The organism is Nocardia exalbida NBRC 100660 (assembly GCF_000308575.1).
Lineage (GTDB): Bacteria > Actinomycetota > Actinomycetes > Mycobacteriales > Mycobacteriaceae > Nocardia > Nocardia exalbida.
In genome coordinates this window covers 1-25,194 of record NZ_BAFZ01000010.1, presented here as the reverse complement: position 1 = coordinate 25,194, position 25,194 = coordinate 1, and the positions used below count along the sequence as shown (strand labels likewise).

Below are 25,194 nucleotides of genomic sequence, written 5' to 3'. Positions count from 1 at the left end.
TAGCCCGCGAGGTCCTCGGCGGGCCAGCCGATCTTCAGCAGCATCTGCTTGATGTGGCCGCGCTCGGACGGGTGCACCACCACCGTGTCGTCATCGATGCGCGCGCCGAGCATCGGCGCGATCTTCTTGTGCCGGAGTACCTCCTCCAGCACCGCGCGATCCAGGCTGATCAGCGTCAACCCGTGCGCGGGATGCTTGACCAGCTGCAACCTGCCGTAGCGGCCCATGGTGTCCACCACGTCCACCAGCAACGGCTGCGGCACCGCGTACCGGGAGAAGCTGACCAGCGCGTCCACCACCTGCTCGGCGTCGTGCCCGGCCGCCCGCGCGTTCCACAGCGCCAGCGGCGTCACCCGGTAGGTGTGCACGTGCTCCGGCGCCCGTTCCAACTCGGCGAACGGCGCGATCGCCTGCCGCGCCGCGTCGGCCAACTCGTGGTCGACCTCCAGCAGCAGCGTTTTGTCGCTCTGCACGATCAGCGGACCGTCGTTCACAGTCCCTCCTCAGCTAGATTCCCCGCCATTCTCCCCGACCCCTCCGACAACCACGCAGGTTACCGGCCCTTCCCGCGAGGCGCGGGTGCGGCAGTGACCGGGTGCAACGCGGGAACGGCGCGATGTCTTCCCGCGAACCGCACCCCCGGGCCGGCTCAGCCGCCTGCGAGCGCGCGTTCGGCGAGCGCGCCGATCACCGGTGCGAGCGCCATGGCGTAACCGCTGGTGAGGTGGTTGTCGTCCCGGTAGACGAGGTTGTTGCCGACGATGACGGGACAGCGGGCCGCGGTGCAGAACAGCGAGGTCAGGTCGGCGTATCGGCCGCCGCCCGCCGTGACCGCCGTGTGCTCGGCCGCGATGCCCGCGTCATCGACCGCGACCGGACGGGCGGGGGCGCATGCCGCAGCGTCATCGATGTGCTCGGCCACACACGCGGGGACGGTGGCGTGTGGATCGGGAACTCCGCCGAGGACGAGGACGGTCGATCCGGCGGCTCGCAGCTCGACGACCAGGCGCTCGAGGCTGTCGATCCATGCCTGGTCGTAGGACACGAAGCCGAAGTCGCCACCGTAGCGCCGGGACATGCCCACCACGATCAGCCGGGGCCGCTCGTTGCGCAGCCGGGTCATGATCTGCCCGCGCCACTGCTCGCATTCGGAGTACGAGCGGCCCAGATAGGGGCTGGTGATGGGCAGGTCGAGCAGCGGACAGGTGACCTTGGCCATGGTCTCCAGCCGCCAATGGCGTGACACGGCGATCTGCTCGAACGCGGGTTGCCACATCGCCGCGTGGGAATCGCCGACCAGGGCCACCGTGGTGGCCGCGTCCGTAGCGCCGGACGCGCACTCCCCCTGGCCCACGTCGTGCCAGGACCGGAAACAACCGTTGTCGAACACCTCCGCGCGGTCGCCGCGTGCACTCGCCAGGGAGGGGGTGAGGTTCGACGGAACTGCACGAATCTCGGCCGAGGCGGCGACCGCCGATCGGGTCTGCGCCGTCAACTGCTCGACGGCCTCGGTGTGCGGGTCGGTTGCGGTGGCCGGCGCGGCCGGTGTGGTCAGCGTGAGACTTCGCGCCGCCATGCCACGGCCGACCGGGGCGGGCACGATCATGAGCAGCGCCAGCGCTACGCAGATGGCCGTCGCGGTGCTCACGCCGCCGGACGCGAGACTGAGCCTGCCCGAACGTGTCAACCGGTCGGCGAAGCGCACCGGATCCTCGATCAGCCGCTGGGTGAGTATGGCGAGTCCACCGGCCACGGCGACCGCCCCCAGCGCGCCGACCAGCCCGAGCGGGCGGCCGAGCGCCTGCGGCGCGAGCACCAGCACCGGCCAGTGCCAGAGGTACCAGGAATAGGACACTTTGCCGATCCCCCGCAGCTCCGGCACGGCCAGGACTCGGCCGACCCCGAATCGCGTTACGGCGCAGCCGGATGCGATCACCAGGACCGCGCCCAGCACGGGCAGCAGCGCAGCGGTCCCGGGATATGGCGCCTTCTCGGTCAGCCGGGCGCAGGCCGCCGCGATCAACCCCAGCCCGGCCCATCCCGCGGCCACGGCCGCCCATGGCGGCAACCGGGACCACACGACCACCGACAGCGCCACCATGCCACCGGCAGCCAGTTCCCAGGCCCGCGCGGGCAGCGCGAAGAACGCCCACGGTGGCAGCGTCCGGGTCCAGCTCAGCGAGACCGCGAAGGAGAGCGCGGCGACCACCGCCAGGACGATCAGGTACGGCAGCGGTGCGGCCGGGCCGTTTCGCCGCCGCCGGACGAGCCAGGCCGTCGCGATCACGAGCGCGGGCCACAGCAAATAGAACTGCTCCTCCACACCGAGTGACCAGAAATGCTGGAACGGCGACGGCGGCGTGTCAGCGGCCAGGTAATCGGTGCCGTGCGCGGCTGAACGATAGTTCCCGGCATACAGCGCGCTCGCGATCCCGTCGCCGAGAGCTTCGCGAGCCTGCATCGGCGGCAACAGCACGGCCGCTGCGATAGCCGTGGCGACGAGCACGAGGCCCGCGGCGGGCAGCAGCCTGCGCGCACGCGCGCCGTAGAACCGAACCAATTCGACCGTGCCCGTCTCGGCCGCTTCCCGGCAGAGCATTCCGGTGATGAGAAATCCGGAGATGACGAAAAATACGTCCACACCGACGAATCCACCGCCGATCCCCGGCACACCCGCATGAAACAGGACGACGGCCAGCACCGCCACCGCCCGCATGCCCTCGATATCGCCCCGAAATCCCGCTCTCGGCAACGCGCCGTCGAACCGGTCCACCCGCCGATTTCCCAACCCGCTGACCGTGGCCGCCATGGGCAGCATTGTCATCGTTTTCGTGGACCGAGTCCCGCCGACGCGCCGCCGACATACACCCCTGACCAGGATGTTCGATATTTCATATCGGCTCCGAACACGGGCCACCAACCGGCATCCCAGTGGAACCGATACGGAGACGATGGGCGGCGAGCCGCTCCCATCGATCCGCTCGGATACGTCCGCAGTGGCGATGTGCTGCGTCCGGATATGCGCCTCGAGCCGGTGCCGCCGCAGTCGCCGGGAAGCATCGGGTATTTCCAGCCGGCTCGGTGAGGTGACTCCCGTCCAGCGGGTGTGAAGTGGACCGCGACAGGGGGCGGTGGGGCGAGTGAGGATCGGGGGCATGATCGAGATGGCGGCGGTGGTGGGGGTCGCGGTGGCGGCGTTGGGGATGGTGCTCACGCCCGGGCCGAACATGATGTATCTGGTGTCGCGGACGGTTTCGCAGGGGCGGCGGGCCGGGCTGGTTTCGTTGGCGGGGGTAGCGGCGGGGTTCGGCGTGTATCTGGCGGCGGCGACCGCGGGGATCACGGCGGTGTTCGCGGTGGTCCCGGGCCTGTATCTGGCGGTGAAGCTGGCGGGGGCCGCCTATTTGGGGTGGCTGGCGTGGCAGGCGGTGCGGCCGGGAGGCGTGTCGGTGTTCGCGCCGACGGCGCTGGCGGCGGACCCCACCCGACGGCTGTTCACGATGGGGCTGGTCACCAACCTGCTGAATCCGAAGATCGCGATCATGTACATGGCGTTGATTCCGCAGTTCGTCACGCCGGAGCACGGTCGGGTGTGGTTGCAGAGCCTGTGCCTGGGGGCGGTGCAGATAGCGGTGGCGCTCAGCGTGAACGGCCTGATCGTGCTCGGCGCGGGCGGTCTCGCGACGTTCCTCACCGGGCGCCCCAGGTGGCTGCGCGTCCAGCGCTACGTCACCGGCACCATGCTCGGCACCATCGCCGCTCTGCTGGCCACCGACCGGGCCCGTCCCACCCCGGCCTGAGCGGGACCGGGGCGGGACGCGCACATCAGCGCTGCTCGGGCGGGTCCGTCAAGCGATAGTGCAGTTCCGCGAATTGACCGGCTCGCTCGACGCCGGTGAGCCGCATCCGGGAGGACAGCAGGCGCCGCGGCAGCAGCGGTGCGCCCGCGCCCAACGTCACCGGAGCCACGCTCACCATGATCTCGTCGAGCAGTCCGGCGTCGGCGAATTGCCCGGCCAGGTCGCCGCCACCGACGATCCAGATATTGCGATCACCGGCCGCCTCGGTCATCTCCCGGTGGACCGCCTCGATCGCCCCCGAGACGAACCGGAGATTCGCGCCGGGTATGGCGGGGAGATCGCGGTGGGTACAGACCCAGCACGGAAGGTCACCGTAGTACTCGCGCCAGCTCTCCGGCGGCTCGTTGGCCACCATCCACTCGTAGGTGGTCGCGCCCATGCACATCGCGCCGACCTGCGCGAGGAAGCCCGCGATGCCCGCTTGTGCCTCGTCCGCGCCGTCCACCTCGAAAAGCCAGGTGAGCGAGTTGTCCGGATCAGCGAGGTACCCGTCGAGGCTGGTTGCCGTGTAGTACTGAGTTGCCATGGCAGCAACGATGCCGGGGAAACCTGACAGCCCGCGGCAGGGTTCGGCGAATCATCCGCGACGCAGTCGCCGCACCCCCTCGTCCAGCGTCTCGTCGCGCTTGCAGAAGGTGAAACGCACCAGGTGATTCCAGGCGGCGGTGTCGTCGGCGAACACGCTGACCGGTACCGCCGCCACCCCTTGACGCTTCGGCAGTTCACGGCAGAACGCCACACCGTCGGCGATGCCCAGCGGGGTGATGTCGGCGACGACGAAGTAGCCGCCCGCGCTCGTGTACACCCGCATCCCCATGTCGGCGAGCGCGGCGGACAGACGAAGCCGCTTCTCGGACAGCGCCTCCCGCAGCTCCCGCACCCAGCCCAGCTCGTGGTCGATCGCATGCGCGACCGCGGGCTGGAACGGCCCGCCCGCTACAAAGGTCAGGAACTGTTTGGCCGCGAGCACCCCGACGATCAGCTCGGCGGGCCCGCACGCCCACCCGGTCTTCCACCCGGTGACGCTGAAGGTCTTCGCCGCGCTGGACACCACGATCGTCCGTTCGGCCATGCCCGGCAGGGTCGCCAAACTGATGTGCTCGGCGCCGTCGTAGGTCAGGTGCTCATAGACCTCGTCGGTCAACACCAGAATGTCGTGCTCGCAGGCGATTTCGGCGATCGCCTGCAAGTCCGGGCGCCCGAGCACGGTGCCGGTCGGATTGTGCGGCGAGTTGACGATCAGCATCCTGGTCGCGGGGGTGATCGCGGCACGCAGGCTGTCCAGGTCGAGCACGAACCGGTCCCCGTCGGCCACCAAGCGCGCCGTGCGCCGCCGGGCGCCGGCCAGCGCCACGGCCGCCGCGTACGAGTCGTAGTACGGCTCGATCAGCACGACCTCTTCGCCCGGCTCGACCAAGCCGAGCACCGCGGCGCTGATCGCCTCCGTCGCGCCCACGGTCACCAGCACTTGCGAATCGGGGTCGTAGTCGGTCCCGTAGCGCCGGGCCCGGTCGTCGGCCACGGCTCGGCGCAGCACCGGCATGCCGCGCCCGGGCGGGTACTGGTTGAGCCCGTCGGCGATGGCACGGCGCGCCACTTCCAGCATGCTCGCGGGCCCGTCGCTGTCGGGGAAGCCCTGCCCCAGGTTGACCGCGTCGTGCCGCACGGCGAGTTCGGTCATCTCGGCGAAGATGGTCGACGCGAAGGGGCGCAGACGGGCAACGGTCCGGTGTCGCGAGGGCATAACCGGAGACTAGCCCCCTCCCTCGACGCCATCGCGAACGACGGAGCCCGCCGGGGTGCTCCGCGCCGGGCTCAACCCAGCCGGACGCCGCCCAGCTTTGCCGGATTCGCCAGATCGTAGGCCCCCCAGACCACTCCGTCCCGCACCGTGAAGCCGACCACCCGCGTGGGGTAACCGGCCCGGCCCTCGGACGCCGGACGAGCCGCGACCCGCAGTCCCAACTGCCCGTTCACCGACACGAATTCATAGACCGGCGCCTCGTCCTCCAGCCCGTACTTGCGCACCAGACCCAGGTAGAAACGGGCGATGCGATCCGCGCCGCGCAGGACGTTGATCGCGGTGGCGGTGGTGCCGTTGGCATCGCCGATCATCACCGCGTCCGGATGCAGCGCCGCCGCCACGGCGGTGACGTCACCGGAGCTCAGCGCGAGGAGAAAGCGCTGCACGGCGGCCTCGTGCTCGGCATCGGGCACCGGCTGCGGCGTCTGCGTCACCGCCTTGCGGGCACGGACCGCCAGTTGTCGCGCGGCATCGGCGGAGATGCCGAGGATGTCGGCGATCTCGTCGAACGGCACCGACAATCCGTCGTGCAGGACGAAGGCCACGCGCTGCGGCGGCGTCAGGGTGTCCAGCACGATCAGCGCGGCGAACCGGCACTCCTGCTTGCGCACCACGGCTTCCAGCGGGTCGGGCGCGGTCGACGGAGTGCGAGCGGTGACCACCGGTTCCGGCAGCCACTGGCCCACGTAGCTCTCTCGCCGCGCCGCCGCGCTACGCAGCCGGTCCAGGCAGATACGGCTCACCACGGTGGTCAGCCAGGCCCGCAGGTCATCGATCTCGGACTGGTGCGCGCCCGCCAAGCGCAACCAGCTCTCCTGGACCGCGTCCTCGGCATCGCCGACGCTGCCCGTCAGCCGATAGGCGACCGAGAGCAGATGCGCCCGATGTGACTCGAACAGGTCGGAAAGCAGCGCGGCAACCATCGAGGAAGAAGTCTACGGTCCGGTTCGAAACGTTCCTGCACGGCATCGGCGGCGAGGTAACCCGGGTGATCCGCCGAACCTTTCGTGACAGCATGACGCGATGGACCACCATGCGCTGTCGAACGGGACGATCTGGCTGTCGGCCCCGACGACGGACGATATCGACACGATCACCGAGTGCTGCCAAGATCCGGCCATCGCGGAGTGGGTGACCATCCCGGTGCCGTACGTCCGGGACAGCGCCGTCACCTTCATCGAGAAGATGGTCGTCCCGGGTTGGGCGGCGCGCAGCCCGATCTGGGCGGTGCGGCCGCATGCCGACGGGCCGGTGATCGGCACGATCGGTCTCGGCGCGCTCGACGAGAGCGCGGCAGAGATCGGTTTCTGGCTCGCTCCGGCGCACCGGTCGCGCGGCCTGATGACACAGGCGGTGGAGCTGGTGTGCCAGTTCGGGTTCCGCGCCGACGGCCTGGCCCTGGAACGGATCGCCTGGCGCGCGTACGTGGGCAACTACGCCTCGGCCGCGGTCGCCCGGCGCGCCGGATTCCGGTACGAGGGAATGTGCCGGCTGGGCAGCATCCAACGCGGACGACGCCGCGACCACTGGCTCGCCGCCCGGCTGCGCACCGACCCGCCCGGTCCGGCGGGCGACTGGCCCGCCGAGTTCACCCGTGGTGCGACGCCGATCGCGCGGGCACCCGGCCCCGCGTGAGCGACCGCCGAGCGCAACCTCCGCTGTCCACACCGGCCATGCCGTGCGCGGCCCCGTCGGCTCGCGCCGAGTCAGCTCTCGCGGCGCTGCCGCACCGCCTCGGCCAGGCGGTCCAGCTGGCTCGCGGTGGTTTCCCAGTCCAGGCAGGCGTCGGTGATCGACTGTCCGTAGGCGAGGTCGTCGGCGTGGCCGAGGGTGAGGTCTTGGCGTCCTGCGACCAGGAAGCTCTCCAGCATGACGCCGACGACCGCGGTCTCGCCCGCCGCCAGCCGCCGCGCGATGTCGGTGACCACGTCGACCTGCTTGTTGTGGTCCTTGTTGCTGTTGCCGTGGCTGGCGTCCACCACGATCCGCTCGGGCAACGACGCCTTCTCCAACCGCAGGCACGCCTCGGCGACCGAAGCCGCGTCGTAGTTCGGTCCGTTGCTGCCGCCGCGCAGGATGACGTGGCAGTCCGGGTTGCCCGTGGTGCGGATGAGCGCGGCACGACCGTCGAGGTCGGTGCCGGGGAAGACATGGCTGGCCGCCGCGGCGCGCACACCGTCTACCGCCACCTGGACGTCGCCGTCGGTGCCGTTCTTGATCCCGACCGGCATCGACAACGCGCTGCTGAGCTGGCGGTGCACCTGGCTGGCCGCGGTGCGCGCGCCGATCGCGCCGTAGGACACCAGATCCGCGATGTACTGCGGAGTGATCGGGTCCAGGAACTCACAGGCCACCGGAAGGCCGAGGGCGGTGATGTCGACCAGCAGCTTGCGGCCGAAGCCGAGTCCGGTGTTGACGTCGAACGAGCCGTCCAGATGCGGGTCGTTGATCAGGCCCTTCCAGCCCAGGCTGGTGCGCGGCTTCTCGAAGTAGACCCGCATCACGACATGCAAGCGGTCGCCGAGTTCGGCGGCCTTCGCCGCGAGACGGCGCGCGTAGTCGAGCGCGGCGGCGGGGTCGTGCACGGAACACGGGCCGACGATCACCATCAAGCGATCATCCGCACCGTTCAGCACGTCGACGGTGGCTTTGCGTCCCGCACGGACGGTGTCGGCGAGGGCATCGGTGATCGGATGCACGCGACGCACCTCCGCGGGCGAACGCAGCGGGCTGACGTTCAGGGTGCGTTGATCATCCAGATCGGAATGCCGTGCGTCGACGTCGGCTGCGGTTGTCATGTCGTGGGTTCCTTTTCTCGGGACCGACCCACGGACGAGAATCCCGCAGAGCCGGTCCATCGTCCGGCTCGGGGTGGGAGTTCGTCAGCGCACGTGGTTGCCGCAGACCAGCCCACCCGGGGCCGGCTTGCTAAACCAGAAATACACGCGCTGCACGTCCGGGACAGTACCATCCGACAACCGATCGGTGAACGAGGTTGTTAGATATGCCACGGTGTCGGTGGTCGGCGCGGAGTCACCCCCACTGGCCCGGGACGTAACTCCCCGCCGGAGTGCGCGCGATGACGTTCATCCGGTTCCAGGCGTTGATCATCGCGATGGCGGCGATGAGTGCGGCGATCTGGTCGTCGTCGTAGTGCTTGCGCACTTCCTGCCACACCTCGTCGCTGACCGCGCGACCGTCGCCGATCCGGGTGGCCTCCTCGGTGAGCGCCAGTGCGGCCCGCTCGGCCTCGGTGAAGACGGTGGCCTCGTGCCACGCGGCGATCAGATTGAGCCGCACCGAGGTCTCGCCCGCGTGCGCGGCGTCCTTGGTGTGCATGTCGGTGCAGTAGCCACAGCCGTTGATCTGGCTGGCCCGAATCTTCACCAATTCATAGGTCGCGGCGTCCAGGGTGGAGTCGTTGATCACCTTGGAGGCCATGGTGAGTCGCTTGATGAAGCTGCCGCCGACCGGGTTGGAGAAGAGTTCGAAGCGCTGTTCCATGATGTCCGTCCTTTGCCGTTCCTTGCGGGTACATCAAGAGGACGGCGCGCAGCGGCGGAGTGTGACAACCGGCGGTGAGACCTGGATCACATCGCCCGGAGGCCCGGTGACGCTTATCGGGTGAAGGCGTAGGTGACTCCGGTCAGCTTCTCCGACAGCTGCCACAAATCGGCCGCGACCTTCTCGTCCTTGGACGCTTTCGACGATCCGGAAGGCCCCGGATATCCACGCATCCCGCCGAATCCGACCGGGCCGTAGTAGCCGCCGGGCTCGACGTCGGTGGTCGCGGCGTACAACGTCGGCAGCGCGCCCATCGCGGCGCTCTGCGCGAATACCTGGTTGCCCAGCGACATCACCCGGTCCATGAACGACTCGGTGTGCGACTGCAACTCGGTGGACGCGTAGCCGGGATGCGCGGCGACCGAGACCTTCGACGAGCCCGCCGCGGTCAATCTGCGCTGCAACTCGCGAGCGAACATCAGGTTGGCGAGCTTGGCCTGCCCGTAGGCGGCCCACCGCTGATACTTGCGCCGCTCCCAGTTGAGATCGTCCAGGTCGATCTTGCCGACCTGATGCGCACCGCTGGAGACGGTGACGATCCGGTCCGAGATCTTGCCCAGCAGTAGGCCGGTGAGCGCGAAGTGACCGAGATGATTTGTGCCGACCTGTTTTTCGAATCCGTCGGCGGTGCGGCCTTCGGGCACGGCCATCACGCCGGCGTTGTTGATCAGGACATCGGCCCCGTCGACACCCTCGGCGAACGCCCGGACCGACGCGAGATCGGCCAGATCCAGCTCGCGTACCTGCGCCCGATCACCCAGCTCGGCGGCCACGCGGTCCCCTTTGGTCACATTCCGGCAGGCGAGCACCACCTCCCCGCCCGCCGCGGCCAGCGCGCGCACCGTCTCGGCTCCCAGGCCACTGTTGGCCCCTGTCACGATGAACTTCCGACCGCTCTGGTCGGGGATGTTCGAGGTGTCCCACCTGGTCATGCCGGAAAGTCTAGTGCGCGGCAGCACCGGACGGCAGAGTCGAACACGCCCGGGCCGGTCGGAGCGTCGCCATTTCAAGTAGGGTTGCCTAACCTACATCAGGGAACCCTGGCTTGAATCTTGTGAGGCAGACCGTGACTTCCATACCGACCGAGTCCGCGCATCGCGACGGCTATGTACCTTTCCCGGCGGACAAGGCCGGGGAGTACCGAGCCGCGGGATATTGGGCCGGTCGCCCGCTCGGGGATCTCTTGCGGGCGACCGCGCAGCGGCACCCACAGCGTCCCGCGCTGCTCGACGCGCAGGGCACACGCAGCTACGCCGACATCGACGCCGCCGCGGACCGGATGGCCCACGGATTGCTCGCGCTCGGCATCGCCCCCGGCGACCGCGTGGTGGTCCAACTGCCGAACGTGCCCGAATTCCTGACCGTGCTGTTCGGCCTGCTGCGCGCCGGGATCATCCCCGTGTTGAGCCTGCCCGCCCATCGACGGGCCGAAATCGAGCACCTGGCACGGACTTCCGACGCGGTCGGCTACATCGTCGCCGACCGGGCGGGCGATTTCGATTACCGGGACCTGGCGGCGACCGTGCGAGACGCGGTGCCGCCGCTGCGCCACGTCCTGGTACTCGGCGATCCCGGCCCGTTCACCGACCTCGCCTCGATACCGCGTGACGGCGGAGAACTGCCCGAGATCGATCCGGCTGACATCGCCTTGATGCTGGTCTCCGGCGGCACCACCGGCCTGCCGAAGCTGATCGCGCGCACGCACGACGACTACCTCTACAACGCCACCGCCAGCGCCGAACTGTGCGAACTCGGCGAGCGGGACGTGTACCTCGCGACGCTGCCCGCCGCGCACAACTTCCCCCTGGCCTGCCCCGGGATCCTCGGCACCATCGGGGTCGGCGGCGCGGTCACCTTCGTCAGCGACCCGAGCCCGGAGAACGCGTTCGCCGCGATCGAGCGGCACCGGGTCACGGTCACCGCCGTCGTGCCGCCGCTGGCCCAGCTCTGGTGCGCGGCCACCGAATGGGAAGAGGCCGACCTGACTTCGCTACGCCTGCTCCAAGTGGGCGGCGCGCGACTGGCCGAGGTCAACGCCAAGGAAGTGACCCCTGCGCTGGGCGCGACCTTGCAGCAAGTGTTCGGCATGGCCGAGGGCCTGCTCAATTACACCCGGCTCGACGATCCCGCCGAACTGCTGCACACCAGCCAGGGCCGTCCGCTCTCCCCCGCCGACGAGATCCGCGTGGTGGACGGCGACGGCAACGACGTGGCGCCCGGCGCCGAGGGCGAACTGCTGACCAGGGGTCCGTACACGATCCGCGGCTACTACCGCGCCCCCGAGCACAACGCGCGCGCGTTCACCCCGGACGGCTTCTATCGCAGCGGAGACCTGGTCCGCCGCCTGCCCAGCGGGCATCTCGTGGTGTCCGGCCGGATCAAGGACGTGATCAACCGCGGCGGCGAGAACGTCTCCTGCGACGAACTCGAGGAGCACCTGCTCGCCCATCCCGCCGTCCGGCACGCCGCCGCCGTCGGGCTGCCGGACGCGGCGCTGGGTGAAAAAGTCTGCGCCGTCTTGGTCGTCGACGGCGAGATGCCCACACTGGCCGAGATCAAGACCTTCCTGACCGCGCGCGGGCTGGCCACCTACAAGCTGCCGGACGTGCTGCGCCGCAGCGACGAATTGCCGATCACCGCGGTGGGCAAGATCGACAAGAAGGCCTTGCGCGCCGAGCTGTAGCACTGCCGGCAGACCGACGGGCAGCGCATCATCGGTGCGCCGCCCGTTCGCCTTCCACTACGCCTTGACGACGTAGGGCGCGATGCTGCCCAGCTTCTCGCAGGTCTCCTCGAACTCGCGCTCCGGCCGCGACTGGCCGACGATGCCCGCGCCCGCGCGCAGCCAAGCCCCCTCGGCGTTCTGGTACACCGCGCGCAGCACGAGGGTCGCCTCCATCGCGCCGGTCGGCGAAACGGTCACCACCGCACCGGAATACAGCCCGCGCGGGTCGTGATCGAGCCGGAACACCGAGTCGACGCCCGCACGCTTGGGAATCCCCGAGGCGGTCACCGACGGGAACAGCACCTCCAGCGCGTCCCAGCTGGACCGATCGGCCGCCAGCCGTCCACGCACCGTGGACGCCAGATGCTGCACACTGCCCCGCTCACGCACGGCCATGAAATCCGATACCGCGGGCGTGCCGGGGTCCGCGACGGCCGCGATCTCCGCGAACGAGGTCTGCACCGAGATCGCGTGCTCGACGATCTCTTTCGGGTCGGTCACCAGGTCGGCCCTGGCGGCGAGATCGGCCGCGGACCCACGCCCGAAGGCCCGGGTACCCGCCAGCGGTTCGGTGGTCACCACCCGGTCGTCGTCCACCGACGCGACCAGTTCGGGGCTGAAGCCCGCCGCCTCCAAGCCGCCGAGCCGCAGCAGGAACGAGCGCGCGGGTGTGTTGTGCGCGCGCCCGAGGCGATAGGTGGCCGGAACATCCACGGTGAACGGCAGATCGACCTTCCTGGACAGGATGACCTTCTGATACCGCCCGGCCTGGATCTCGCCGACCGCCTCGGCCACCCGGTCCCGGTAGCCGGTCGGATCGATGCGGATGTCGGCCGGCTGCGCCTGCGGCAGTTCGGTGTTCTGCGACTGGGCGATCAGGTCGTGGATGTCGCCGGTCTCCGTCGGCGTCGCACCCGATATCCGCACGCCGGATTCGCCCACCCGCACCTCGATCCGGGGAACCATCAGGTGCGCGATCGCGGTGCGCGGGTCCAAGTGCTCGGTGGCGTCGAGCGCCCACGCGCAGAACTCGAATCCGATCCAGCCGTAGGCGTTGCGCCCGTCGAGGGGAAGCGCGCCGAGCGCGCGATCGATCACGCCCGCCGGATTGCCTTCCCACCGGCTGGTCGTGGTCTGCCCCTCCCAGGTGACGCGCAGCTCCCGCACGTCCAGTTCGACACTGCCGATCGGATCGGCGGCGAACACCCACTCCCCCGGACGCTCGTACATCACGTACTCGCCGAACCGATCCGCCCCCGCCAGCCGGGACATCGCTGCCGCCGGATCGGTCACATACTCAACCCGCAGGCGTTCCGTGGTCGACAACGATCCTCCAAAGGTAACCCTGGCCTAACTTGTGCAGGTAAGGTTAGCATTACCTCCTTCACGGCGCGGGTGTGCTCGCGGCCACAACGCGGACACGATCACTCGGAGGCGGAGGTCTCCGTACCGCAAGTACTTTCACCGCGCTCGCCCCGCATCCCGTTCGACGATCACGCCATCCGTGCCCGCCGAACCGAACTCGACGCGCCGACTGCCTGCGGGGAACGCACCCGCCGGGATTGAATAGTGGAGAGCGTCACCTGCGGAGGGAAGAACATCGATGATCGATCACCGCGGCGATTCACCCGCGACAGCCCGGCCCGGGACCGCACCGCAATCGGTGGTGGCCCTGATCGACGCCGCATCGGGGGTGGAACGCGAACTCATCGGCAAGTGGCTTGCCGACGGCGGGATCAGCACGGAGTTCGGCACCGACGCACCGGTCACGCAGCTGGACCTGGACGCGGGCGCCATCGCCGCCCGGCTGGTCGGCAGACGCGACGATCCGCTGGTGGTGCCGATCCGCGTGCTGTGGCTGCCCCCGGAACGCGACGGCGTGCGCCGCGTCACCTTCGCCGATCTCGCCCTGCTGACCAACCCGCGCAAGCCCAACCGGCTGGCACAGCGCAGGCTGCTGGCCAAGTCGCCGGACCGGCACGTCGTGCTGACCGGCGCGCCCGCCCGGCTCAGCGAACTGCGCGCGAACAACCCGGAGGCTTCGACGCTGTTCGACAAGGGCAACGCCGAGCCGTTCGCCCGCGCCGTCGTGCGCGCGGCGGTGGTGGCGCTCGAACGCGCCGAACGCACCATCATCGGCGACCGGTACAAGGTGCCCAAGCTGGTCGCGGAGGAGATCCTCGACTCCCCCGACTTCCTGCGCAGGCTGGAGCTGATCGCCGACCAGATCGGGGCGAGCCCGCACGAGGTGTACCGCCGCGCGGAGAAGGGGCTCAACGAACTGGTCGCCGCCCAGAGCAGGCTGGTCTCCGACCTGTTCACCCAGGCCATGCGGCCGGTGCACGCTTCGACCTGGAAGGTGGACCCCGACGTGTCCGGCCTCACCGGGTTGCGTGATCTCAACCGCCGCTATCCGCTGGTGTTCCTGCCCTCGCACCGCTCGTACGTCGACGCGTTCGTACTGGGAGACGTTCTGGCCCGCAACGACTTCCCGCCGAACCACGTGATCGGCGGCGCGAATCTCGGCTTCTGGCCGATGGGCCCGATCGCCCGGCGCACCGGGACGGTGTTCATCCGGCGCAGCTTCGGCGACGACGAGGTCTACAAGGCCGTCGTGGAGGAGTACTTCGCCTACCTGCTGGCCAAGCGCTTCAACCTGGAGTGGTACTTCGAAGGCGGCCGCACCCGCACCGGCAAGCTGCGGCCACCGCGCTACGGCTTGCTGAACTACCTTGCCGCGGCGGTTCGTTCGAACCGCATCGACGACGTCATGCTGGTGCCCGTCTCGATCACCTACGAGCGGCTCAACGAACTCGGCGCCATCGCCACCGAACAGGAAGGCGGCAAGAAGAAGCCCGAGGGGCTGACCTGGCTGGCGCGCTACATCCGCAGTCAGCAACACTCCGCCGGGCACGTCTACGTCCGCTTCGGCGAGCCGCTGTCGGCCCGCGATCGGCTTTCCGCGTACGGCGATCCGCTGACGACCCCGCCGCTGACCATCCCGCTGCACCACACCGAGCCGATTCCGCCGCCGCGTCCCGAAGCGGGCGTCGTCGACAGCGATCCGCCGGAAGTCGCCGAGCTGGAACGGAAGGCCGTACAACGGCTGGCTTTCGAAGTCGCGGTCGGCATCAACGCGGTCACGCCGATCACGGTCAACGCGCTGGTCACCCTGGCGCTGCTGGGAGTGGACGGTCGCGCCCTCACCCTCGGCGAGGTGCGCACGGTGCTCAACCCGGTGCTCGGCTATATCGACAAGCGCGAGCTGCCGCGCGGCGAACTCGACGCGCTGCGCGACGAACAGGGCCTGGCCGTGGTGCTGGAACAGCTTTCGATGGCCAAGGTGGTGACGGTGTATCGCGGCGGGATCGAGCCGGTGTACTCGATCGAGCCGGGTGCGCATCTGGAAGCCGCCTTCTACCGCAACAGCGCCGTGCACTGGTTCGTCAACCGCGCCATCCTCGAGCTGTCCATCCTGGCCGCGGTCGACAACGACGAGGCCGACGCCCTCGACACCGGCTGGGACGAGGCTTTCCGCCTGCGCGATCTGCTGAAATTCGAGTTCTTCTTCCCCGAGCGCGGCGAGTTCGCCGATCAGATGGTCGCGGAGATGCTCCTGGTGGATCCGGACTGGTACAGCCACACCCGGCGCGACACCTTAGGCTCGGACATCCTGGCGAAGCTCACCGCCTCCGGCTTCACCATGGCCCACCGCGTGCTGCGCTCCTTCGTCGACGCGCAGTTGGTGGTGGCCGAACGGCTCGCCGCCCGGGACGCGTGCGACGAGATCGACCGCAAGGAGTTCATCACCGAATGCGTGGCGGTCGGCAAGCAGATGAAGTTGCAGCAACGACTGCACAGCCCGGAATCGGTCTCCACCGAGTTGTTCACCAGCGCACTCAAGCTCGCCGACAACTACGGCCTGCTGGAGACGGCGGCCGACGACGACCCGGAACAGAGCCGCGCGGAATTGCTCCGGCGCAGAATAGAATTCGCCGAACGTCTGCGCAATATCGGGACCCGCATCGCGCAGGCCGCCGCGCTCGACCCGTCCAACCGGGAGGCGCGGTGAGCGATCGACGCGAAAGCACGGCCGTTTCCGGGAGGTTCGATGACCGACGCGCGCGCTGATCTCGACACCGCGCTCGCCGCTATACGTTCCGGACCGCAGGGCCGCGCGATCGCCGCGGTCTTCGATTTCGGTGGCACCGTCGTCGACGGTCCCGGACCGCGGCACCGGCGGCGGCGCAAACCCGCCGATGTGCTGCTCGGCGGCATCCGCAAGCACATGACCGACGGCGAATACAGCCGGTTGCTGCGGGAGCTGTCCGAGGCGCTGGCCGGGCGTTCCGAAGAGGAACTCGACGAACTGGGCAGGCGTCTGTTCCAGCACACCGTCTACGAGTACCTCTACCCCGAGGCATGGCAGCTGATCCGGACGCACCGAGCGGCCGGGCACACCATCGTCCTGGTCAGCTCGCTGACCCGGTTCCAAGTCGCCCCCGCCGCCGCGCAACTGGGCATCGAGCACGTGCTCTACACGCCCATGGCCGCCGACGACGGCGTGCTCACCGGGCATCCCGATGGAAAGGCGCTGTGGGGCAACCGCAAGGCCGAGGCGGTCGCCGAGTTCGCCGCCACGCACGAGGTGGATCTGAGCCGCAGCTACACCTATGCCGGCGCGATCGCCGACCTGCCCACGCTGTCGCTGGTGGGGCGTCCCGTGGCGGTGAACCCCGACGACGCGCTGAACGCCATCGCCGACCGGCAACGCTGGAGCGAGCTGGTCTTCCGGCCGCGTCCACGGCCGCGTGCGAGCGACTACGCGCGTACCGCCGCGGGGTTCGCCGGGCTGCTCGGCGGCGCGCTGTTCGGCGTCGCGTCGAAAGCGCCGACGAAGGACCGGCAACAGATGGCCGACGCGTTGATGGCGCACGCGGCGCGCAACACGCTGCGCATCGCGGGAGTGCGGGTGCGGGTCACCGGCGCCGAGAACGCGAAATCGCCGCGGCCCGCGGTCTTCCTGTTCAACCATCAGAGCCAGTTCGACATCATCATCGTCCCCGAAGTGCTCGGCGGCGGCGTGACGGCGATCGGCAAGAAGGAGCTGACCAAGAATCCGGTCTTCGGACCGCTCATGCGCTTCGTCGGCGTGACGTTCATCGATCGCACGAACAGCGAGCAGGCCAGGGCGGCGTTGCGACCGGTGGTGGAGACCCTGCGCGGCGGCTTGTCGGTCGCGGTGGCTCCGGAAGGAACTCGTTCCTACACCCCAGAGGTCGGGCCGTTCAAGAAAGGCGCGTTCCACATCGCGATGCAGGCGGGGGTGCCGGTGATCCCGGTCGTCATCCGGAACGCGGGTGAGATCTGCCGGCGCAACGCGATGGTCGCCCGACCCGGAACGGTCGACGTGGCGATTCTCGATCCGATCGACGTCAGCGCATGGGATCCGGGCGATCTGGACGACAAAGTAGCGGAGGTACGCCAACTGTTCGTCGACACGCTCCTGGATTGGCCCCGCTGATCAGCTGAGATCACGCCGCGCAGCTTTTTCCCTGTTCGGCCGCTGTACTGCCGTGGGTGGTCGGCGGCGCGACCGTCGCCACCCGTTCGGACATCGTCGGTTCCCGTCGCCCTGTCGGCGATTCACCTGGTGCTCATGACGAGTCGAAGGCGATGGGCAACCGGCTCGTCGAACGCTGACCGCAACCACCCCGGGCCCGCTCCCTCGGGAAGCGGGGCCCGTCGGCATGTGCTCAGACCGCGCGGCCGAACAGCAGCTTCCACGGCATGAGCGCCGACTCGAGCTGCACTTTGAGGCTCATCTTGGACGCGCCGAGTGTCCGTTCCTCGAACCGGATCGGCACCTCGGCGATCGCGACACCCTTCTTGATGGTGCGGTAGTTCATCTCGACCTGGAAGGAGTATCCGTTGCTGCGGATCGAGGCCACGTCGATGGCGCGCAAGGTGTCGGCCTTCCACGCCTTGAAGCCCGCGGTGGCGTCCTTGACGCCCAGCCGCAGGATCAGGTTCACGTAGAAGTTGGCCCAGGCCGACAGCGCCTTGCGGTACCACTTCCATTCCGAGGCGGTCGAGCCGCCCGGGACGTAGCGGGAACCGAGCACCACGCCCGCGTCCGTGGTGGTGAGCTTCTCCAGCATGGCCGGGATCACTTCGGCGGGATGCGACAGGTCGGCGTCCATCTGGATCACCACGTCCGCGCCTTCGTCCAGCGCGCGCGTGATGCCGGCCACGTACGCACGCCCGAGCCCGTCCTTCTCGGTCCGGTGCAGCACACCCACCACGTTCGGCAGTTCGGCGGCCAGCTTGTCGGCCACCTCACCGGTGCCGTCCGGCGAGCTGTCGTCCACCACGAGTACGTGCAGGTCGGGCACCGGCAGCGCGGTCAGCCGCTCCACCGCAACCGGCAAATTCTCCCGCTCGTTGTAGGTCGGCACAACAACGGTAACCCTCAAGGGTCGCCCTCCCTGCTGATCCTGGTTTCCGCTCGCAGCCCACGCCAGGACCTCCGAGCATTCGTCGAGTTCTGGAGAACCGTACTCGATACACCTGATCGCGAACTGAGCGGCCGCACCCGGCACCACACCGCCCGAGCCTCCGACCTGCGGCTCAAGATCAACTTCACCGTGCGGGGGAAGACTCTCGGCGAGCCATTCCCCCGCGCCGCCTCAGTCGCCGTCCCGCCAGGCCCGGTCCCGGGCGTCTTCCCGCGTGTTGCGCGCCTGCGCGATCTCGAGCGCACGTTCCGCCGTCGCCTGGTCCGGGTACGGCCCCATCCGATCGCGGAACCAGCACTGCCGACCTTGCTCGGCTCGTTTGTGCTTCAAGCAGTAATACCAGCGCTCAGCCATACCTCCAGCATCCCACCGAACACCACGCCTCAACCGCATTTACGCCATCCGTTGCCGGACTCGGCGACCGCAATTCACCACCAGAGGCTTCGGTAATGGACGAGCGCGTCGCACAGGAGGACCACACCGAAGATCGCGAACAGTACGCGCACCGAAATCGGGCCGTATGTGGTGATAATGCGAACAACTTTTCGATACATCCGCCGCGCTCCGGTCGTCCGCCGCAGCGCGAGGCCGAGTATCAGCAGCGGCGGCAGCAATGCGAGCGCGCAATACGCGACGACGATCAGTGGCCACAACGTGGGCAGCGGATGCCGCGCGGAGATCATCGCGAGTCCGGCGAGATAAGGCACCGCTGTCGGGGCCTGCGCGATACCGATCGCCACGCCGAGGCCGGCGAGTATCCACGGTCGGCGGCGCAATGCCGGCGCCCGCCGCGGGGCGGCCGTTCCCGTCATTCGAATGCTCGCGAGAACGATCAACAACACCCCGGCGGCGAGTTCACCCCAGTACCGAATTGCCGGCGTGATCTCGAAGTCGATCAGATCGGTCAGAAAGCCGATCCCCAGGATGGTGCAGATCCCGAAGGCGGTGGTGACGGCGAAGACGCCCGCCAGCAAGCTCAGACCGCCCACCAGCGGCGAGCGACGGCTCAACCTGCTGTCGTAGACCACAGCCGTGGTGACGCCGATCAGCAACAGGTCGAGCGAGTCGAGGAAGGCGAACCCCGCGAGGGCGAGGAGAAGGGTCGACATGGCCGCGCCAGCCTACCCGCGGCGGCCGGGTGACCACCCGATCCCGAACCCGGATGCGGCACCGTGTGATTCACCACACCCACCCGCCCGCTCGCGCACAGTCGACGCCCGCCAACGGACGACCGACGCCGCCCCGCGCCGCCATATTGACGAACAGAGGCCGTCGAGCGAAATCGAGTCAGCGTCTCCTCACCAAGCGGGCATCAACGCGCCGAACTGCCGACGACCGGAGACCACCCAGAACAACCCCACCGAGTCACAAACGACACCACTCGGCAAGCGGAGAACCAAACCGAACGACAGGCCCGAACGCAACCACAACCAATGGGGGTCCGGGGGCGAAGCCCGCCGGGCGGGGCGTGGGGGTTGCACCCCCACAAGAAATGACGAAACGAGCCCCGTTCACGCATTCCGTGAACAGGGCTCGCCTACGAGTGGAGTGGCCAGGGCCGGGATCGAACCGGCGACCTTCCGCTTTTCAGGCGGACGCTCGTACCAACTGAGCTACCTGGCCGCAGGCACCCGAAGTGAATGCCATACGCGAAACGCCGGATATCTCCGGCGCTTACTTGCGACCCTGACGGGACTCGAACCCGCGACCTCCGCCGTGACAGGGCGGCGCGCTAACCAACTGCGCCACAGGGCCATGCTCTGCTACCAACGATCCGAAGATCGTACCCCCTACGGGATTCGAACCCGCGCTACCGCCTTGAAAGGGCGGCGTCCTAGGCCGCTAGACGAAGGGGGCTCGCCCCGGATTTCTCCGGACCGGCTTTCAACGGCTGTCCGTTGGGAGCTGGGATAGCTTATGACAGACCGGACTCGATTCCCAAACCGGCTGGTCAGAGGCTCAAACCGAGCTCCTCCAAGCGGGCCTGGGTGCGCCAGCCGTCGCTGCGGAACTTCTCCAGCCATTCCGGGGTGGCCATCGCCTCCATCACGACCTCGAGCGCCTCCTCGAACCGTGCCCGCAGATCGACCTGCCCGCCGAGCAGATCCACCATGTACCGCTGGCCGGCCAGCGCGGCGGCTAGCGTGCGGGTGAACCGGTCGGGGTCGGCGTCGGCGCGCAGCTGCCCGTGGTCGATGGCACGGACGGTGAGCACCCTGGTGGTGCGGCCCAGGATGCGGCCGCCACCGGCCTGCACGTCACGGTAGAAGTCCGGCTCGATGATCAGCCGGTACTCGGCCTGCACGATGATGTCGTGCTCGAGCCGCAGCGCGATCTCGTCGACCACCCCGTGCAGGATGTCCAGCGGGCTGAGATCCGTTCGGGCCAGCCAGCGCTCGGCGGAGGCGCGGTAGCGTTCCACCGCGGTCTCCAGCACCGCGCGTGCCAGGTCTTCTTTCGAATCGAAATGGAAGTACATGGCGCCCTTGGTGGCACGCGACCCTTCCAATATGCGGTTGAGCGATGCAGCGGCATAGCCGCTCTTCCCGAACTCAACGGCGGCGGACCTGATAATCGCCGCCCGTGTCCGGCGCGCCCGCTCTTGCTGCCGTGCCATGCTCGAAACGCCTCCGAAGCCTACTCGCCGCCAAATCAGCCACCCCCGAAGGAACGGACCCTCGGCGCGAATTCATGAGTTTTATCAATACGTCGAACCCGGTTTTCGCCCGATTTCAAACCTTCGGTACGAAAACTCGCGGAAAACCTGTAACACACCAGCTGGTATAGTTTGCCTGCCCGGGTGCGCCGCAGGGGGTGCGCATCCGGGCATTTCTTCGTCCTGAACGTGCCTCCTCCTGCGGCATAGAGTTCCGTCGAGCCGTGGCCGGCCGGACCGGCCGCGGCACCTTCGGACACGGAAACGACAATCCGAATTCCGCAGCGCCGATCGAGTCGACGATTCTTTCGGAATTCACCAAGGCGTCACCGTACCCGGAATCCCGATCCGACACGCGGCAAACCGAAGAGTCAGGTGGCCATCCGATTCCGCTTTCTGTTACGGCAAATATTGGGCAACCCAACCGGCCCTTCCGGAGGGTGCACGAATTCGCCAGCGTCCCAGGATTGTTCACGCGAGCCGACCCGCAAGCCGGGCAACCGGCCGCCGCCCACGTTTCGCCCGCCAACCCGCCCCACGAGCCTCGCCCGGCCAGAGCCGTTCACCCCCTGCAAATCCAAAGACATTGCCAGCCAACACGATTGAATGATATCCAGATCCAGCTAAGATGAACAAAGCTGGGTGCCAAGTGTTTACCGCCTGCATCGCCCTCCGCGCACGCCGCGTTACCCACCGCCACGCCGCCCCGCGACGCGCCCGCCCCGCCACACCGACCCCACCCATCCAACCCGCCCGCCGACACGAACTCCCCCGATTGGGGCATCCGCCCCCGATCCCACTACACTGTTCCTCCGCGCCCCTATAGCTCAGTTGGTAGAGCTACGGACTTTTAATCCGCAGGTCGTAGGTTCGAGCCCTACTGGGGGCACAACGGTCGGGCGCCCGGGCCTTCCGGGCGCCCGACCTGTTTCGCGGAGTTCTATGCGGTGAAGCACCGGTTATACCGGCCAGGACACGCCGCGTCGAGGCTGCGCTCTCCGATGTCGCGCACAATGCTTCACGGTCATCGGAGCCGAACTCGGCGCCTCGGCCGACAAGCCGTTCGATGGCTCCTTATCTTCACCCTCCCTATGCGGTGGAGATAGCGGACCGCCATGCGAGGGATTGCGGACGCCCGCTGGAGAGCGGATACGACGAGACAGAGTCATAGGCCTCCCCACGACGTCGACCGTGAGGTGCCCAGTGCGACCGGTCGGATTGTGACAAAGGACATAGTCAATTCAGGACGCGTTGCCGATCGCGCAGATCGCGACTCGCCTCTGGGCGAGCGTCCCGCCCTGTGCGGCCACGTGGTCGATCGCGGCGGATGGGCCCGCGACGCTGGGAAGCCGGTCCGGTGCGGCGGATTTCCGATGTCTCCGAGTTACCGAGGCGCTGCGTCTACAGAAGTAAGGGACGTCCAAGAACGCGCTTTCCACTACAGACCGTGCTCGGAAGTACGCCGACCTGATTGCGCGGGGGCCGGAGCAGGACAGGCGTCCACGTCGATGAGACAGGGATGGGTGGCGCTGGGGCGGCACCCGCCGGTGCCGGCCACCGCGATTTGCTCGCTGCCCGACCGAGACGGTCGTCGGACCACGCGGGCTCCTGACCGTGCCTTCCAGGAGACCGGTTCACCCGAGCACAGGCAGTTTGGTTCGGCGCGCCGTGTTCGACACGCGCGAGCGTTGGGTACTCGATTCATAGTCGGCGCGGTGGCGGATTGTGCGATTCCACACCTCCCGCTAACGGCACGAACCCCGCGTCGATAGTCCTCTCGTTCACAGGAAGAACCCATACACTCGTGTGGATCACTGAACGGCGAAGACGTCGTATGTGGTGGATCACCAGGGCATCGATCGTCTAACGGATGCGTTTCGCATCACACCTACGGTGCCGTAAGGTATGGCCGCAACGGTATCGGTCTACCTTGGGATGACCTGCACGACCGGAAGCACACACTGAAGGGTTCATACATGGCAAGGGATCTGACTCAACTCGAGCTTCTGACGGAGTTGGAGCCGGTTGCCGAAGAAAACGTCAACCGGCACCTCTCCATGGCAAAGGAATGGCATCCGCACGACTACGTCCCGTGGGACGACGGCCGCAATTTCGCGGCACTCGGTGGGGTGGACTGGGATCCGGAGCAGTCCCGGCTCAACGAGGTCGCGAAGGCGGCCATGGTCACCAACCTGCTCACCGAGGACAACCTGCCCTCCTATCACCGGGAGATCGCCGAGAATTTCTCTCAGGATGGCGCGTGGGGCACCTGGGTGGGCCGCTGGACCGCCGAGGAGAACCGCCACGGCATCGTGATGCGGGACTACCTGGTAGTGACCCGCGGCGTCGACCCGGTCGCCCTCGAGGAAGCCAGGATGGTCCACATGACCAACGGCTTCGCCTCCCCTGCCGAAGCCGACGCGGGCTTCCTGCATTCCGTCGCGTACGTCACCTTCCAGGAACTCGCCACCCGGGTCAGCCACCGCAACACCGGCAAGGTCTGTGACGACCCGATCGCCGACCGCATGCTGCAGCGCGTCGCCGCCGACGAGAACTTGCACATGATCTTCTACCGCAACATGTGCGGCGCCGCCCTCGACCTGGCCCCTGACCAGGCCATCGAGGCGATCACCCTGATCCTGGAGAACTTCCAGATGCCGGGCGCCGGCATGCCCAACTTCCGCCGCAACGGCGTGCTCATGGCCAAGCACGGCATCTACGATCTGCGCCAGCACCTGGAAGATGTCGTCCAGCCGGTGCTGAAGAAGTGGAACATCTTCGAGCGCAGCGACTTCACCGCCCGCGGCGAGGCGGTCCGGGAGCGCCTCGGCATTTTCCTGGACAAGCTGAGCAAAGACGTCGTCAAGTTCGAGGAGCAGCGGGACCGGATGCTGGCCCGCGAGGCCGCCAAGCGCGATCGTCAGATGGCGGGCAGCTCCGTAGGCTGAGCGCCCGGTTACAGCACGCCGCCGCCTCGGAGTCCGGGGCGGCGGCGGTTGTATGAACGGCGGTGTGCCGCGCCGCGCTGCGACCCGCTCCGGCCGACTTACGTGCGGAAATGAGACACTGGTCGGCGTGACGATGACTACCGAGGCGATGACGAAGCTGCGGATCGGGCCGTATCCGGTCGATCCGCCGGTCGTGCTCGCGCCGATGGCCGGCATCACGAATCTGGCGTTCCGCAAGTTGTGCCGGGAATTCGGCAGCCCCACCTCGATCTACGTGTGCGAGATGATCACCGCGCGAGCGGTGGTCGAGCGCAACGAGAAGACGCTGCACATGATGTCCTTCGATGCCGACGAGCATCCCCGCTCGATGCAGCTCTACGGCGTGGACCCCGACACGCTCGGCGAAGCGGTGCGCATCATCGTCGGCGAGGGCTGGGCCGACCACATCGACCTCAACCTCGGCTGCCCCGTGCCCAAGGTCACCCGGCTCGGCGGCGGTGCCGCCCTGCCGTACAAGCGGACGCTGTTCCGGCACATCGTGCGCGCCATGGTGCGGGCGGCGGAACCGGCGGGGGTCCCGATCACCCTGAAGTTTCGCATCGGCATCGATGACGACCACCGCACCTATCTGGACGCGGGACGCATCGCGGAAGCCGAAGGCGCGCGGGCGGTCGCGTTGCACGCCCGCACGGCTGCGCAGCGCTACTCCGGCGAGGCCGACTGGACCGCGATCGCCCGGCTCAAAGAGGCCGTCACCTCGATCCCGGTTCTCGGCAACGGCGACATCTTCTCGGCGGACGACGCGGTTCGCATGATGGATGAGACCGGGTGCGACGGCGTGGTCGTCGGCCGCGGCTGCCTGGGCAGGCCGTGGCTGTTCGCCGAACTGCAGGCGGCGCTGCGCGGGGAGCCGCTGCCTGCCGCGCCCGATCTGGGCCGGGTCGGCGCCGTGCTGTACCGGCACGGCGCGCTGCTGTCCGAGCACCTCGGAGAGGACAAGGCCATGCGTGACCTGCGCAAGCACATGGCCTGGTATTTGATGGGCTTCCCGGTCGGCGCCGACCTGCGTCGCGCGTTCGCCACCGTGGACAGCCTCGCTCGGCTGGAAGATCTTGTCGG

At 68.4% G+C, this 25,194-nt stretch carries 20 protein-coding genes and 4 tRNA genes; 8 read left to right on the top strand and 16 right to left on the bottom strand.

The window, feature by feature from the left end; translation table 11 throughout:
* Together ON29_RS04065 and ON29_RS04060 are read right to left on the bottom strand one after the other, a co-directional pair.
* Positions 1–494 (bottom strand): helicase-associated domain-containing protein (locus tag ON29_RS04065; protein ID WP_040864788.1); only part of this gene is annotated, 494 nt, incomplete at its 3' end.
* Between the two features lie 155 nt (positions 495–649).
* The gene (locus ON29_RS04060; protein ID WP_051174846.1) at positions 650–2,716 is read right to left on the bottom strand and encodes an acyltransferase family protein; all 2,067 of its coding nucleotides are present in this window, start codon (positions 2,714–2,716) and stop codon (positions 650–652) included.
* Positions 2,717–3,155: 439 nt separating this feature from the next.
* Here ON29_RS04060 and ON29_RS04055 point away from each other — a divergent pair, with 439 nt between their 5' ends.
* Complete coding sequence (locus ON29_RS04055) at positions 3,156–3,800, top strand: LysE family translocator (RefSeq protein ID WP_040864787.1); 645 nt, start codon at positions 3,156–3,158, stop codon at positions 3,798–3,800.
* 25 nt (positions 3,801–3,825) lie between these two features.
* Here ON29_RS04055 and ON29_RS04050 read toward each other — a convergent pair whose 3' ends face one another.
* From ON29_RS04050 to ON29_RS04040, 3 genes are all read right to left on the bottom strand, one after another.
* A complete protein-coding gene (locus ON29_RS04050) occupies positions 3,826–4,386 on the bottom strand; it encodes a dihydrofolate reductase family protein (RefSeq protein ID WP_040864786.1) in 561 nt (186 codons plus the stop codon).
* Between the two features lie 51 nt (positions 4,387–4,437).
* Positions 4,438–5,604, bottom strand: coding sequence for a pyridoxal phosphate-dependent aminotransferase (locus ON29_RS04045; protein ID WP_040864785.1), 1,167 nt, complete (start codon positions 5,602–5,604; stop codon positions 4,438–4,440).
* A gap of 71 nt (positions 5,605–5,675) precedes the next feature.
* A complete protein-coding gene (locus ON29_RS04040) occupies positions 5,676–6,587 on the bottom strand; it encodes a sigma-70 family RNA polymerase sigma factor (protein WP_040864784.1) in 912 nt (303 codons plus the stop codon).
* 100 nt (positions 6,588–6,687) lie between these two features.
* Here ON29_RS04040 and ON29_RS04035 point away from each other — a divergent pair, with 100 nt between their 5' ends.
* A complete protein-coding gene (locus tag ON29_RS04035; protein ID WP_040864783.1) occupies positions 6,688–7,299 on the top strand; it encodes a GNAT family N-acetyltransferase in 612 nt (203 codons plus the stop codon).
* Positions 7,300–7,370: 71 nt separating this feature from the next.
* Here ON29_RS04035 and ON29_RS04030 read toward each other — a convergent pair whose 3' ends face one another.
* The 3 genes from ON29_RS04030 to ON29_RS04020 all read right to left on the bottom strand — a co-directional run bounded on the left by ON29_RS04030 (position 7,371) and on the right by ON29_RS04020 (position 10,160).
* Positions 7,371–8,462, bottom strand: a complete 1,092-nt coding sequence (locus tag ON29_RS04030) for a 3-deoxy-7-phosphoheptulonate synthase (RefSeq protein ID WP_040864782.1) — start codon at positions 8,460–8,462, stop codon at positions 7,371–7,373.
* Positions 8,463–8,697: 235 nt separating this feature from the next.
* The gene (locus ON29_RS04025; RefSeq protein WP_040864781.1) at positions 8,698–9,168 is read right to left on the bottom strand and encodes a carboxymuconolactone decarboxylase family protein; all 471 of its coding nucleotides are present in this window, start codon (positions 9,166–9,168) and stop codon (positions 8,698–8,700) included.
* 113 nt (positions 9,169–9,281) lie between these two features.
* Positions 9,282–10,160 carry an oxidoreductase gene (locus tag ON29_RS04020; RefSeq protein ID WP_040864780.1) on the bottom strand — a complete coding sequence of 293 codons (879 nt, stop codon included), beginning with the start codon at positions 10,158–10,160 and terminating at the stop codon, positions 9,282–9,284.
* Positions 10,161–10,294: 134 nt separating this feature from the next.
* Between ON29_RS04020 and ON29_RS04015 the strand changes: the two genes are divergently transcribed.
* Positions 10,295–11,911, top strand: coding sequence for a (2,3-dihydroxybenzoyl)adenylate synthase (locus tag ON29_RS04015; protein ID WP_040864790.1), 1,617 nt, complete (start codon positions 10,295–10,297; stop codon positions 11,909–11,911).
* Positions 11,912–11,968: 57 nt separating this feature from the next.
* Here the strand turns inward: ON29_RS04015 and nbtS are convergent, their stop codons facing one another.
* Positions 11,969–13,279, bottom strand: coding sequence for a nocobactin biosynthesis salicylate synthase NbtS (gene nbtS / locus ON29_RS04010; RefSeq protein ID WP_040864779.1), 1,311 nt, complete (start codon positions 13,277–13,279; stop codon positions 11,969–11,971).
* Between the two features lie 277 nt (positions 13,280–13,556).
* Here nbtS and ON29_RS04005 point away from each other — a divergent pair, with 277 nt between their 5' ends.
* Positions 13,557–16,025: a glycerol-3-phosphate 1-O-acyltransferase gene (locus tag ON29_RS04005; RefSeq protein WP_040864778.1), complete on the top strand. Its 2,469-nt coding sequence runs from the start codon at positions 13,557–13,559 to the stop codon at positions 16,023–16,025.
* 39 nt (positions 16,026–16,064) lie between these two features.
* Entirely contained in the window at positions 16,065–17,477 is a 1,413-nt protein-coding gene (locus ON29_RS04000) for an HAD-IB family hydrolase (protein ID WP_040864777.1), read from the top strand.
* Positions 17,478–17,709: 232 nt separating this feature from the next.
* On the opposite strand, the gene ON29_RS03995 is transcribed toward ON29_RS04000, so the two are convergent.
* The 7 genes from ON29_RS03995 to ON29_RS03965 form a co-directional block, all read right to left on the bottom strand.
* Positions 17,710–18,429 carry a polyprenol monophosphomannose synthase gene (locus ON29_RS03995; protein ID WP_281032497.1) on the bottom strand — a complete coding sequence of 240 codons (720 nt, stop codon included), beginning with the start codon at positions 18,427–18,429 and terminating at the stop codon, positions 17,710–17,712.
* Between the two features lie 213 nt (positions 18,430–18,642).
* Complete coding sequence (locus ON29_RS03990) at positions 18,643–18,825, bottom strand: hypothetical protein (protein ID WP_040864775.1); 183 nt, start codon at positions 18,823–18,825, stop codon at positions 18,643–18,645.
* 74 nt (positions 18,826–18,899) lie between these two features.
* On the bottom strand, positions 18,900–19,580 hold the full coding sequence (locus tag ON29_RS03985; RefSeq protein WP_040864774.1) for a GAP family protein: 681 nt from the start codon (positions 19,578–19,580) through the stop codon (positions 18,900–18,902).
* A 440-nt stretch (positions 19,581–20,020) separates the two neighbouring features.
* Positions 20,021–20,094, bottom strand: a tRNA-Phe gene (locus ON29_RS03980).
* 58 nt (positions 20,095–20,152) lie between these two features.
* Positions 20,153–20,226 (bottom strand) — tRNA-Asp (locus ON29_RS03975).
* 29 nt (positions 20,227–20,255) lie between these two features.
* Positions 20,256–20,328 (bottom strand) — tRNA-Glu (locus ON29_RS03970).
* Positions 20,329–20,422: 94 nt separating this feature from the next.
* Positions 20,423–21,088: a TetR family transcriptional regulator gene (locus ON29_RS03965; protein ID WP_040864773.1), complete on the bottom strand. Its 666-nt coding sequence runs from the start codon at positions 21,086–21,088 to the stop codon at positions 20,423–20,425.
* 855 nt (positions 21,089–21,943) lie between these two features.
* Here ON29_RS03965 and ON29_RS03960 point away from each other — a divergent pair.
* The 3 genes from ON29_RS03960 to dusB all read left to right on the top strand — a co-directional run.
* Positions 21,944–22,016 (top strand) — tRNA-Lys (locus tag ON29_RS03960).
* A gap of 1,087 nt (positions 22,017–23,103) precedes the next feature.
* On the top strand, positions 23,104–24,075 hold the full coding sequence (locus ON29_RS03955; RefSeq protein WP_040864772.1) for an acyl-ACP desaturase: 972 nt from the start codon (positions 23,104–23,106) through the stop codon (positions 24,073–24,075).
* 148 nt (positions 24,076–24,223) lie between these two features.
* Positions 24,224–25,194, top strand: a 971-nt coding sequence (gene dusB, locus ON29_RS03950; RefSeq protein WP_245548816.1) for a tRNA dihydrouridine synthase DusB, incomplete at its 3' end; no start/stop codon positions are given.